We start from the raw sequence: 12192 nt of genomic DNA, 5'->3' as shown, positions 1-12192 counted from the left end.
CGTCAAATCGAGCGTTCCTCCAGCAAGCCGTGGGCGATGTAGAAATCCTGCAGCCCGGCCAGCGCCGGATGCGCCAGTGCCCGGCGAAGATAGTCGCGGATGCGCGGCAGATGCTTCAGATAATAAGGCTTGCCGTCGCGTTTTTCGAGCCGCACGAAGATGCCGAGGATCTTGGAATTGCGCTGTGCGGCCATGATTGCATAGGTTTCGCGGAATTCGTTCTCATCGAAGGCACCGGCAGCGCGTCGCGCGGCGATGTAGGCGGCGAGCGTGTGCTTTTCGATTTCGGGTGAGATAGTGACGCGCGCGTCCATGGCGAGCGAGGCGACGTCGTAGGCGGACGGCCCGATCAGCGCGTCCTGGACATCGACGACGCCGAGGCGATCGTGACCGGAACGGTCAGCGCGCCAGATCAGGTTGGGTGAATGGAAATCGCGCAGCATCAGCGTGTATTCGCGCCCCTCCAGCCGATCGAGCACCGCACTCCATTCGCTGCGGTAACCGGCGCGCAGCGCCTCTCTAGGCGGAGCGCCTGATATCGCCGGGACATACCAGTCGACCAACAATTCGGCCTCGATCATCATGGCGTCGCGGTCGAAAGGCGGCACCTCGTGGAAGACGCCGGGGCCGGCCTGCATGCGGGTCGGCCATGTTTTGCCGTGCATCATGGCAAGCAGTTCGGCCGCCGCAGCGTAGCGCTCGGCCACCGGCTGGCCGCGCTTGTCGAGAAACCCTTGGGAACCGAGATGCTCCAGCAGGAGAAAACCCTGCTCGAGATCCTGGGCATGGATTTCCGGGACGCTGACGCCGCCGGCCCGCAAGGCCCGGTCGATGGCGACGAACGCCGAAACGGATTGCGCGGTGTGGGCGATCTCGGCATAGGGTTTGCCGTCGCGGACTGGCGGTCCGAGCACCAGCCTTGGCGAGTTCATCAGCACGCGCGGCGGAAATCCGGCGAGCGTGACGATCTCGTAGGAGCGAGCCGAGGCATCACCGATGAAATGTCGTCGCTGCGCTTCGCCCCAACCGGCCTGCCCGAGAAAATCGCGCATTGCCAGCGATCGCGCCGCGCGCTCGAAGGCGGCGCCCTCTCCCGATAGTCTCGCCAGTCGGCCGTCGCCCTGCTGGAGAAGTTCGACCAGCACCGAGGTTTTCGGCAGATATGCCTCTGCCCGCTCCGGCCATTCGACCAGCGCGGCGCCTTGCGTCAGCGCCTCGTCGAAGCCCAGCTCGCCCAGCTCGGATGCCGTGCCCAAGCGGTAGAGATCGAAATGATGAACCGGCACACGCGTGTCGTAGCTCTGGACCAGCGTGAAGGTCGGGCTCGGCACGTCGAGTCCGGCATCGTCGGCCAGTGCCCTGATCAGCGCCCGTGCCAAGGTCGATTTGCCCGCGCCGAGATCGCCCTTGAGGGCGAGCACATCGCCAATGCGCAGCGACATGGCGAGATCCTCGCCGAACCTTGCCGTCGCAGCCTCGTCGGCGAGAAAACGCTCCAGCACCAATACCGCCATCGAACGCGCTACTCGGCCGCCGCGCGGATGCCGGACGGCGTGTCGGGAAAGGCGCAAACAACCGTGGTGCCCTTATCCCTGCCGGTCTCGATGCGGACGCTGCCGCCATGCAGTTCGACAAAGCTCTTGACGATCGACAGGCCGAGCCCGGCGCCACGGCGGCGGCCGCCATTGGTGCGCGGCTCGAAGCGCCGGAACACTGAGTCAAGCAGGTCCGGCGGCATGCCGGGGCCGTCATCGTGAACGGAAAATTCCACGCCGTCGGCAAGTTGGCGGCAGGCGAGCGTTATGGTGCTCGCCTCCGGCGCGTAATTGGCGGCATTGCTGAGCAGATTGTAGAGGATCTGGCGGACGCGGATCTCGTCGCCGTGGAAGGTTTTCGGCGCTGCCGCCGCGTCGATCCTAAGCTTGATCGCATGTTCCTCCAGCCGGTCGGCGACCAGTTCGGCGGCAGCCGTAATGGTTCGATCGATGTGAACTTCGGAAATGTCGAGTTCCATGATGCCGGCATCCACCGTCGCCAGGTCGAGGATGTCGTTGACGATGGTGAGCAGGACCGAGGAGGACGAGCCGACATGCCCGATATATTCGCGTTGCTTCTGGTTCAGCGGACCAGTCGACGCCAGTGAAAGAAGCTCGGTAAAGCCGATGATGTTGGTGAGTGGCGAGCGCAGCTCATAGGAGACGTGCTGCACGAATTCGTTCTTGATCTGGTCGGACTTTTGCAGCGCCTCATTCTTGTCCTTCAGCGCCCGCTCGACATTGACGCTGTCGGTAACGTCGACGAAGGTCATCATCACCTGGCCGTTGGGCAAAGGGATGACGGCGTAGCGCAAAACGGTGCCGTTGTTCAATTCGGTTTGGCCGTGGCGGTCGCGGCGCTCGTCGTCGAAGCCGGTGATGGCGGCAACGAACCCGCCCCACGGACTGTCGACGGCACGGCGGTCGCAAAGGTCGCGGATCGTCGAGACATGGACGTTGGGTTTTGAGGCATCGGCATCCAGCCCCCACAATGCCGCGAACGCCGGGTTCGACAATCTCAGCCTGCCGTCGGGGCCGAACACAGCGACGCCTTCGGCGAGGTTGTCGAGCGTCTCGCCCTGGACCCGGACGGCGGTCTGGTAGCGGCTTTCAAGGTCCATCTTCTCGGTCAGGTTCTCGAACACCCAGGTGACGCCGCCCTTGGGCTGCGGATTGGCGACGACGCGAATGGTCTTGCCGTCCGGCAGATGCCACCAATGCTCCTGCGATTCAACCGCGCGGTAAGCGCCGAGCAGGCTCTCTTTCCAGCGCCGCCATTCGGGCTGCTCGGCGATCTTGCCTTCGCTGCGCAGGCGGTCGAGCAGTAAGGCGTTGTCCGGCGCGCTGTGCAGGAAGCCGCTGTCGAGGCCCCATAGTTTCTGGAACGCCTGATTGAAAAACCGCAAGTTCTCGTCGGTGTCGAAAATCGCCACGGCGGTGTTGAGCTGATCGAGCGTGTCGGCGTGGCTCTGCATGGTCCGCTCATATTCGGCGCGAATGGCCTCGATAGCGCTGATGTCGCAGGCAAGACCAGCCGAACCATCCGCTCCGGCAAAATCGGTCACGGCAAACATACGGCGGTCGCCTTCGATCACCGTGGAGAGCGTCTGTTCAAAGACCGCGCGCGACTTGTGCTGCGCAGCGATCGTGTCGCGCGCCTGGCCGCCGAGGAATTCCTTGCCATCGCGGACCGCCGCTTCGGCATTCTCTGCCTCGACCGCTTCGGCATAGGCGCGGTTGACCCATTTCAGCCGCCCGTCGACAGTACGCAGCCATGACGGCATCTTGAGCGCATCCAGAAGACCGATCAGCGTCTCATGGTCGGCGGCTAAGCGCTGGTTCTCGATCTTCAGCCTGGCCTGGCTTCGCTGTGTCTCCGAAAGCGAGACGAAGCGAACCAGCACATGCGCCGCACTCTTGCGGCCGTGAACCTCGAGCGGCTGGCCGGCCTGCGATTCGATGACAAGATCGAACGGCTTTGCCTTGTCCCGCAGTGCCGCGACGGCATGTTCGAGTGCGGCCGCCGAACGCGGCATCAGCCAGCGGCCGAAAGCCAGGAAGGCCGCCCGGTCCTCCGGCGCGCCGCTCTCGATCGGCAATGTCCCGACAAGCTCGGGCTTCTTGTTCTCGGCCGCCCATACCACCACGCGCTGATCGCGGGAATGGAGCAGCGCCTCCGAGCGCTGCAGCGCGGCATTGACGTCGGCGATACGGGTCCTGAGCTCGGCATTTTCCGCCGCGGTGCGCGCCCGTTCGCGGATCAGAAAGATGGCCGACAGCAATGCCGCCCCCATGACGCCGACGAACATCGCGAGTTGCATGACCTCGACCGTGCTGACCGACAGCCCGGCCTTTTGCGCCACGCGGGTTTGGGCATGTGCAGTAAAGCCAAGCAGCGGACCAACCAGCGCGGAAGAAGCAAGCAGCACCCCGACACGGCTGCCGGCGCGCCATAGAAGGCTGCCGCCTCTGGCAGCGGAGCCCGTGATCGAATCGTTATGGCCGCCGGAAACGGCCTGTCCCGCGCAAGGCGGGTTATCCCCCGGCATGTCTTGGTCCTCTTCGCCGCCTGAATGCAAGACCGCCCTGATGCGTGCGCCCGGGCCTCGTCCCCGGACCGCGAATCAGCACCATAGCGCTTGCGCGAATCGGCGTGAAGAATCAATCAGCGCAAAAATAAAGCCGGGCGAAAAGTCAATCGCCCGGCTTCAATATCTAGTGGCAAGTTTCGCCGTGGTTAATAGCGGTAGTGTTCCGGCTTGAACGGTCCCTGCGGAGTGACGCCGATATAGGCGGCCTGTTCGCCGGACAGTTCGGTCAGGCGGGCACCGAGCTTGTCGAGATGCAGGCGCGCGACCTTTTCGTCGAGATGCTTCGGCAGGACATAGACCTGGTTCTCGTACTGGCCGGGCTTGGTGTACAGCTCGATCTGGGCCAACACCTGGTTGGTGAAGGACGCCGACATGACGAAGCTCGGGTGGCCGGTTGCGTTGCCGAGGTTGAGCAGGCGGCCTTCCGACAAAAGGATCATCCGCTTGCCGTCCGGGAAGGTGATCATATCCACCTGAGGCTTGATGTTGGTCCATTTCAGGTTGCGCAGCGAGGCCACCTGGATCTCGTTGTCGAAGTGACCGATGTTGCCGACGATCACCATGTCCTTCATCAGGCGCATGTGGTCGAGGGTAACGACGTCCTTGTTGCCGGTGGTGGTGATGACGATGTCGGCCGTCGGCGCTGCGTCTTCGAGCGTGACCACCTCGAAACCGTCCATCGCCGCCTGCAGCGCGCAGATCGGATCGACCTCGGTGACCTTGACGCGGGCGCCGGCGCCCTTGAGCGAAGCCGACGAGCCTTTGCCGACGTCGCCATAGCCGCAGACAACCGCGACCTTGCCGGCCATCATCGTGTCGGTGCCGCGGCGAATGCCGTCGACAAGCGATTCCTTGCAGCCATATTTGTTGTCGAATTTCGACTTGGTGACGGAATCATTGACGTTGATCGCCGGGAACGGCAGCAGGCCTTTTTTCTGCAACTGATAGAGCCGGTTGACACCGGTCGTCGTTTCTTCGGTGACGCCGCGGATCGCTTCCTTCTGTTTGGTGAAGAAGCCGGGCGATGCCTGCATGCGCTTCTTGATCTGGGCAAACAGGATCTCTTCCTCTTCGCTGCCCGGATTGGACAGCACATCCTCGCCGGCCTCGGCGCGGGCGCCGATCAGGATGTACATGGTGGCATCGCCACCGTCGTCGAGGATCATGTTGGAGGTGCCGCCATCGGCCCACTGGAAGATCTTGTCGGTGTAGACCCAATAATCCTCCAGCGTCTCGCCCTTGACGGCAAACACCGGAATTCCGGCCTCGGCAATGGCCGCGGCAGCGTGGTCCTGGGTCGAAAAGATATTGCAGGAAGCCCAGCGGATATCGGCGCCGAGCGCCTTAAGCGTTTCGATCAGCACCGCCGTCTGGATAGTCATGTGCAGCGAGCCGGTGATGCGCGCGCCCTTGAGCGGCTTCTTGTCGCCGAATTCTTCGCGGCAGGCCATCAGGCCCGGCATTTCGGTTTCGGCGATCTCGATCTCCTTGCGGCCCCAGCCGGCAAGCGCGATGTCTGCGACCACATAGTCCTTGCTACCCGTCATGGCAGTGCTCCGATGCGAATTGATTGCGGGACGCGCCCGCCCCGAAAGCGTGTCGGAGGGCGCGAGTTGCCGGCCTGACTAGCAGATCGGGAGTCGGACGACAATGGGATATAAAGAAATCTTTATCCGTGCATGTCTTCAGAAGCGATCAGCACGTCAGCATTCCTCGCCAAAACGGGAAGCAACCAGTTGCTCCAGCGCATCGATGACCTCTTCGGCCTCCGGGCCGGTGGCGGTGACGCGGATCGAATAACCGGGGCTCGCCGCCAGCATCATCAGGCCCATGATCGAGGTGCCGCCGACCTTGACGCCGTCCTTCTCGACCTGGACCGTGGCGTTGAAGCCGCTGGCGATTTGAACGAACTTGGCCGAGGCGCGTGCGTGCAGGCCGCGCTGGTTGACGATCGGAAAGTCGCGAACGATCTTGTCCTTTTCCGGCAACAGCGCGCTCATTTGCTGCTCAGGAGTTGACTGGCGACATTGATGTATTTACGGCCGGCAGCCTGCGCCTCATCCAGCGCGGCCGTCATGTTGTCGCCCTTGCGAACGCTGGACAGCTTGATCAGCATCGGCAGGTTCATGCCGGCAATGACCTCGATACGCCCGGATTCCATCACGGAAATGGCGAGGTTAGAGGGCGTGCCGCCGAACATGTCGGTCAAAACGATGACGCCTGATCCCGTATCGACGCGGCCGACTGCCTCGATAATGTCGCGGCGGCGCTGTTCCATATCGTCGTCGGCACCGATCGCCACGGTCTCGAAATTGTCTTGTGGCCCAACGACATGTTCCACGGCATTGCGGAACTCGGCGGCCAGTTGACCGTGCGTTACAAGCACGAGTCCGATCATTCTTTGGTGGCTCCCGTCATCGCCGCTTCACAGGCGCATTTTATGCTCGCCGACCGTTCCAGGTGGCGGGAGCGCTATCTTGTCGACGCAAGGCCCGTTGACAAGCCCAAAATTGCGCCGGCCCAAGCCAATTTGACGCATTGCAGCAAAAAATCGAAATCGGATCACAGGAAAGGCGCAATCGACAGGCGCGACATCACTGCCGGCAAGGCCGCCGCTACATTGCGCCCGGCAAGATCGATGCGCGGCACTGGTACGCCGACAACGAGTTCGCTGCAGTCTTCCTGGAAGCGGGCCATTTTGCCGGCTGGCACCAGCCGGATAATGAGGTCGATCACGCAGCTTGGCTCGAACCGTATCGGTTTGGGGCCGAATCCCGGCACCTCGACGAGGCCGGCTATGCTGGCTGGTGCGCGGCAGACCAGCCGCCCGTCGCAATCTGCAGCATAGAGCTGGTCATCGCCGATCAGCCGGGAAAACAGCCCACGCTGGCTGCAATGATCGATCAGGGCGAGCGCCAGCGTCGTCTTGCCCAAACCGGACGGTCCGGTGATGAGAATGCCGCGATCACCTACCAGGATCGCGGTGCCGTGAATGTTTTCAGGCTGCACAATAGGACCAGGCGTGATTGGAATTCATCCGTCAGCCTTCCGCCGGCAGCGTCACCACGAAGCGCGCGCCCTTGATCTCGCCAGGCTTGGTGCCCGGGATGTTCTCGGCGCTCAGCGTGCCGCCATGGGCTTCAACGATCTGCCTGGATATCGACAGGCCAAGGCCCGAGTTCTGACCGAACGCCTCGCCGGCCGGCCGATCGGTATAGAACCGCTCGAAAATGCGGTCGATGTTATCGGCACGGATACCGGGTCCATTGTCGTCGATGGTGACGATGTTGAACTTGCCGGCGCGCGCCAGCGATATGGTGATGTGGCCACGTTCCTCGGGAACGAACGAGCGGGCATTCTCGATCAGGTTGGTGATCACCTGGCCGATCCTCAGATCATGACCGACGACGAAGTAGCCTTTCACGCCCTGCGGCAGTTTGGCGACCTTGAATTCGATCTCGACCGCCTTCTTGTTGCGCGTGGCCTCGCGCGAGACGGCGACCAGATCGGTGATGAACTTCTTGAGGTCGACGGTTCCTGCATCTTCCCGCGCCAGTTCGGCATCGAGACGGGAGGCATCGGAAATATCGGTGATGAGACGGTCAAGCCGCCTCACATCGTGCTGGATGATATCCATCAGCCGGCTGCGCGAATTGTCGTTCCTGGCCAGCGGCAATGTCTCCACCGCGCTGCGCAGCGAGGTAAGCGGGTTCTTCAACTCGTGCGAGACATCCGCGGCAAAACTTTCGATCGCCTCGATGCGGGCGTAGAGCGCATTGGTCATGTCGCGCACGGCGATCGACAGATTGCCGATCTCGTCCTGGCGGTCGGAGAAGTCGGGGATTTCCTCGCGGTTCTTGACGCCGCGGCGAACCCTGACCGCCGCCGCGGAAAGCCGGCGCAGCGGGTTGGCGATGGTGGAGGCCAGCAGCATCGACAGGATGGCGGTAACCAGGGCGGCAATGCCGAATACGCGCAGGATCGCCTTGCGCTCGGCCGCGACGATCTTGTCGATGTCGCCGCCTTCGGTCGACAGCATCAACACGCCGAGAACGGCACGGAAGCGCTGGATCGGTACCGCCACTGAAACGATCTGCTCGCCCTGCTCCGAGATCCGCACGATCGTCGACGGACTGCCGGTAAGCGCCTTGACCACTTCCGGAAACGCGGCGCCGTTGCCACCTGGCTGCTCGCGATAGACAGGCAGCTGCTTGTTGCGAAAGAAATCAAAGACGAATTTCTGGATGCGCTCCAGAAGGTCCGGCTGCTCCTCTTCGACCGGCGGCAGGTCGTAGCGAAGGATCTGGCCGCGCGAATAGAGATGGCGGGAATCGAGCAGCAGGTTGGCGTCGCGGTCGTAAATGCGGGCGCGTGTGCGCGTCGGCGAGATCAACCGCCTGAGCACCGGCGCCACGCGCTCCGGATTGATCGGAAAATCGAGGTTGTCGAGCTGATCGGAGCCCGGGCCGAGGCTTTCGCCGGCCTGCAACTCGAGCAGCTTCTCCGGATCGATGCTGATCGAATCGGTCTCGACCGTCGCCGAGGCGGCGATCGCGCCGGCGATGATCTCGCCTTGAGTCATCAGGCTCTCGACACGGGCGTCGATCAGCCCGTCACGAAAGGTATTGAGATAGAGAATGCCGGTGACCAGGACGGCAAGGCCGGCAAGGTTGAGAAAGAGGATACGCCGCGTCAGGCTGGAAAAGATGTGATGGCCGAGAAACCGGCGCATCGGCACCGTAATTTTCGACACGAAGGCGGGCAGAATCCGCGGCGGGCGCCTGGCGGCGCCCGACCGTCTCACTCGCTCTACTTGCACTGCCATCGAATAGCAGCTCCCGCTCGACTCAAGCTTCGCGGAACCGATATCCGACTCCGTAAAGGGTTTCGATCATTTCGAAGTCATCATCAACGGCCTTGAACTTTTTGCGCAGCCGCTTGATGTGACTGTCGATGGTGCGGTCATCGACATAGACCTGCTCATCATAAGCCGAATCCATCAGCGCATCACGGCTTTTTACGACCCCCGGACGCTGTGCCAGCGAATGCAGGATGAGGAACTCGGTGACGGTAAGCGTCACCGGCTCGCCCTTCCAGGTGCAGGTGTGGCGCTCCTGGTCCATGACAAGCTGGCCGCGCTCAAGCGACCGGGCCTGCTGGTTGGGCGCCTTGGCCGCCGCCTCGCGGGTGCTGGCGCGGCGCAGCACGGCGCGGACGCGCTCCACCAGAAGACGCTGCGAGAAGGGTTTGCGGATGAAGTCGTCGGCGCCCATCTTGAGGCCGAACAGTTCATCGATCTCATCGTCCTTGGAGGTCAGGAAGATCACCGGCAGGTCGGATTTCTGACGCATCCGGCGCAGCAACTCCATGCCGTCCATGCGCGGCATCTTGATGTCGAGGATGGCGAGGTTCGGCGGGCGCGCCGCCAGTCCCTCCAGCGCCGATGCCCCATCCGTGTAGGTTTCGACCCGATAACCCTCGGATTCGAGGGCGATCGAAACCGAAGTCAGAATGTTGCGATCGTCGTCGACAAGCGCGATTGTTGCCATTTCAAGCGGCTCCCTCATGAGCTGTCCCTTCTTTCGTCGAGAAGGGGCTTTTGCAGGACAAATTAGGTACAAAATGTGGCACAGGCTGTATCCGCTGTCACGCGCGGCATGTCGACGGCCACAATTGTACCTCGATATGGATTGGACGAATGAACGTCGCCAATCCTTTGGGCAACCATCAGTGTTTTTGCACATATAAACGATTTAAACAACTTTCAAAATATTTAAATCGATTAATGATTTGATATCATTCGCCTTTTCTGGTTTTGACGTTTTTAGCTCCTGCAATGGGGGTTCCGGAATTCGCCGGTAAAGACGCGGTAAATCGAAGAAGGGACACCCATGTCGGAAGCCGGCAAACGCAATCCTGCATGTGCAATCGATCGCATCGGCCTGAGAACCACGGGGGTGGTACGCTATAATTTCGGCGCGGCCGCGCTCTACGAGGAGGCAATCCGCCGTGGCGAGGCCCGACTCACCGCGCATGGCGCGCTTGCCGCCGAGACCGGGCAGCACACCGGCCGCTCGCCCAGGGACAAATTCGTGGTGCGCGACGAAAGCACCGCGCCGCATATATGGTGGGACAACAACAAAGCGATTTCGCCGATCCAGTTCGATACGCTGCTTGCCGATTTTCGCGCCCACGCGGCTGGAAAGGACCTTTATGTGCAGGACCTGGTCGGCGGCGCCGACGAGGAACTGAAGCTGCCGACCAGGGTGATCACGGAGCTTGCCTGGCACTCCTTGTTCATCCGCAATCTGCTCATCCGACCGGCCGCCGCCGAACTCGAGCATTTCATGCCCGATTTGACGATCATCGACCTGCCGTCGTTCCGCGCCGATCCCGCCCGCCACGGCACGCGCGGCGAAACGGTGATTGCCGTCGATCTTTCGCACATGATCGTGTTGATCGGCGGTACCTCGTATGCCGGCGAGATGAAGAAGTCGGTGTTCACCGTGCTCAACTACCTGCTGCCGGCAAAGGGTGTGATGCCGATGCACTGCTCGGCCAATGAAGGGCCCGTCGGCGACGCGGCCGTTTTCTTCGGCCTTTCCGGGACCGGCAAGACGACGTTGTCGGCCGACCCGTCGCGCACGCTGGTCGGCGACGACGAGCATGGCTGGGGACCGCACGGCATCTTCAATTTCGAGGGCGGCTGCTATGCCAAGACGATCAAGCTTTCGGCCGAAGCCGAGCCGGAGATCTTCGCCACCACCCAGCGCTTCGGCACGGTGCTGGAGAATGTGGCGCTCGACGCAGGCCGCGTGCCGGATTTCGACGACGGCGGGCTGACCGAAAACACACGCTGCGCCTACCCGCTCCACTTCATCCCCAACGCCAGCAAGACGGGGCGCGCCAGCCATCCGAAGAACATCATCATGCTGACCGCCGACGCATTCGGTGTGATGCCGCCGATCGCGCGGCTGACCCCGGCGCAGGCCATGTACCATTTCCTCTCCGGCTATACCGCCAAGGTGGCGGGGACCGAGAAGGGTGTTACGGAACCCGAAGCGACATTTTCGACATGCTTCGGCGCACCGTTCATGCCGCGGCATCCGTCGGAATATGGCAATCTGCTGCGCGAGCTCATCGCCCGCCACGGCGTCGATTGCTGGCTGGTCAACACCGGCTGGACCGGCGGCGCCTACGGCACGGGCAAGCGAATGCCGATCAAAGCAACGCGGGCGCTGCTTGCGGCGGCGCTCGACGGCTCGCTGAAAGCGGCCGACTTCCGCACCGACGCCAATTTCGGTTTCGACGTTCCCGTGACGGTTGCCGGCGTCGACCGCGCCATTCTCGACCCTAGATCGACTTGGATCGACAAGCCCGCCTACGACCGGCAGGCGGCAAGGCTGGTCGGCATGTTCGTCGACAATTTCGAAAAATTCGAAGCCCATGTCGACGCCACGGTGCTCGGCGCCGCACCACGCATGCAGGTAGCGGCTGAATAGCCGTCGCCCCTGGTGATGCTTCAAGGCCCGGCTTCGATCGGGCCTTTTCTTTTTTCGCCTGCCGCGCCATGAGTGCGGCATGAACGCCGACGACAAGATCATCATTACCGACGTTGCGGTGATTAATCCGGGCGACCTGCACGAGGACTTCATCCGTTCGTCCGGCCCGGGCGGCCAGAACGTCAACAAGGTGGCGACGGCAGTGCAATTGCGCTTCGATGCCGCCAATGCGGCTGGCCTGTCGGAGCGGGTGCGCGAACGGACCATCAAGCTTGCCGGCCAGCGCGCCACCAAGGATGGCGTCATCGTCATTGAAGCCGGACGCTTCCGCACCCAGGAGCAGAACCGGGCGGACGCCCGGGCGCGGCTGACGGCACTGGTCGCCAAGGCCGCCGAACCACCACCACCGCCGCGCAAGAAGACCAGGCCGTCCAAAGGCGCGGTCGAAAGACGGCTCAAGAGCAAGGCCGGGCGCGGCTCGATCAAGAAACTGCGCGGCCGGGTCGGGGATGAGTGACAGCCGAAGCGGCTTCGGATCTCAGATCGCCGGTTAAAGCGCGCAGC

Annotated in this window: 10 protein-coding genes; 2 read left to right on the top strand and 8 right to left on the bottom strand. The window is 62.6% G+C overall.

Going from position 1 to position 12192, the window contains the following annotated elements; translation table 11 throughout:
• Positions 1-2: 2 nt before the first annotated feature.
• The 8 genes from tsaE to NKJ20_RS12600 all read right to left on the bottom strand — a co-directional run bounded on the left by tsaE (position 3) and on the right by NKJ20_RS12600 (position 9675).
• A complete protein-coding gene (gene tsaE / locus NKJ20_RS12635; protein ID WP_352744352.1) occupies positions 3-1514 on the bottom strand; it encodes a tRNA (adenosine(37)-N6)-threonylcarbamoyltransferase complex ATPase subunit type 1 TsaE in 1512 nt (503 codons plus the stop codon).
• A gap of 8 nt (positions 1515-1522) precedes the next feature.
• Complete coding sequence (locus tag NKJ20_RS12630; RefSeq protein WP_352744350.1) at positions 1523-4084, bottom strand: sensor histidine kinase; 2562 nt, start codon at positions 4082-4084, stop codon at positions 1523-1525.
• A 188-nt stretch (positions 4085-4272) separates the two neighbouring features.
• Complete coding sequence (gene ahcY / locus NKJ20_RS12625; protein ID WP_023677552.1) at positions 4273-5673, bottom strand: adenosylhomocysteinase; 1401 nt, start codon at positions 5671-5673, stop codon at positions 4273-4275.
• Positions 5674-5829: 156 nt separating this feature from the next.
• Positions 5830-6126 (bottom strand): HPr family phosphocarrier protein, encoded by a 297-nt coding sequence (locus NKJ20_RS12620; RefSeq protein WP_023677551.1) that lies wholly within the window; start codon positions 6124-6126, stop codon positions 5830-5832.
• On the bottom strand, positions 6123-6524 hold the full coding sequence (locus tag NKJ20_RS12615; protein WP_023677550.1) for a PTS sugar transporter subunit IIA: 402 nt from the start codon (positions 6522-6524) through the stop codon (positions 6123-6125). Before NKJ20_RS12615 ends, NKJ20_RS12620 begins: the two co-directional genes overlap by 4 nt.
• A gap of 164 nt (positions 6525-6688) precedes the next feature.
• Positions 6689-7135: an HPr kinase/phosphorylase gene (locus tag NKJ20_RS12610; RefSeq protein WP_352744347.1), complete on the bottom strand. Its 447-nt coding sequence runs from the start codon at positions 7133-7135 to the stop codon at positions 6689-6691.
• A 31-nt stretch (positions 7136-7166) separates the two neighbouring features.
• Positions 7167-8951 carry a sensor histidine kinase gene (locus tag NKJ20_RS12605; protein WP_023677548.1) on the bottom strand — a complete coding sequence of 595 codons (1785 nt, stop codon included), beginning with the start codon at positions 8949-8951 and terminating at the stop codon, positions 7167-7169.
• 22 nt (positions 8952-8973) lie between these two features.
• Complete coding sequence (locus NKJ20_RS12600) at positions 8974-9675, bottom strand: response regulator transcription factor (RefSeq protein WP_023677547.1); 702 nt, start codon at positions 9673-9675, stop codon at positions 8974-8976.
• A gap of 342 nt (positions 9676-10017) precedes the next feature.
• Between NKJ20_RS12600 and NKJ20_RS12595 the strand changes: the two genes are divergently transcribed.
• Positions 10018-11628, top strand: a complete 1611-nt coding sequence (locus tag NKJ20_RS12595; protein WP_352451655.1) for a phosphoenolpyruvate carboxykinase — start codon at positions 10018-10020, stop codon at positions 11626-11628.
• A gap of 79 nt (positions 11629-11707) precedes the next feature.
• The gene (gene arfB, locus NKJ20_RS12590) at positions 11708-12145 is read left to right on the top strand and encodes an alternative ribosome rescue aminoacyl-tRNA hydrolase ArfB (protein WP_352744345.1); all 438 of its coding nucleotides are present in this window, start codon (positions 11708-11710) and stop codon (positions 12143-12145) included.
• Positions 12146-12192: the final 47 nt, after the last annotated feature.

The organism is Mesorhizobium sp. M0185, from assembly GCF_040322175.1.
Taxonomy (GTDB): domain Bacteria; phylum Pseudomonadota; class Alphaproteobacteria; order Rhizobiales; family Rhizobiaceae; genus Mesorhizobium.
Note: the sequence above shows the minus strand (reverse complement) of the source record. Positions and strands in the feature narration are given on the sequence as shown.

Excerpts from the sequence above, each read along its gene's own strand:
- tsaE (WP_352744352.1), bottom strand. The coding sequence starts at position 1,514 with ATGGCGGTATTGGTGCTGGAGCGTTTTCTCGCCGACGAGGCTGCGACG.
- NKJ20_RS12630 (WP_352744350.1), bottom strand. The coding sequence starts at position 4,084 with ATGCCGGGGGATAACCCGCCTTGCGCGGGACAGGCCGTTTCCGGCGGC.
- ahcY (WP_023677552.1), bottom strand. The coding sequence starts at position 5,673 with ATGACGGGTAGCAAGGACTATGTGGTCGCAGACATCGCGCTTGCCGGC.
- NKJ20_RS12620 (WP_023677551.1), bottom strand. The coding sequence starts at position 6,126 with ATGAGCGCGCTGTTGCCGGAAAAGGACAAGATCGTTCGCGACTTTCCG.
- NKJ20_RS12615 (WP_023677550.1), bottom strand. The coding sequence starts at position 6,524 with ATGATCGGACTCGTGCTTGTAACGCACGGTCAACTGGCCGCCGAGTTC.
- NKJ20_RS12605 (WP_023677548.1), bottom strand. The coding sequence starts at position 8,951 with ATGGCAGTGCAAGTAGAGCGAGTGAGACGGTCGGGCGCCGCCAGGCGC.
- NKJ20_RS12600 (WP_023677547.1), bottom strand. The coding sequence starts at position 9,675 with ATGGCAACAATCGCGCTTGTCGACGACGATCGCAACATTCTGACTTCG.
- NKJ20_RS12595 (WP_352451655.1), top strand. The coding sequence starts at position 10,018 with ATGTCGGAAGCCGGCAAACGCAATCCTGCATGTGCAATCGATCGCATC.
- arfB (WP_352744345.1), top strand. The coding sequence starts at position 11,708 with ATGAACGCCGACGACAAGATCATCATTACCGACGTTGCGGTGATTAAT.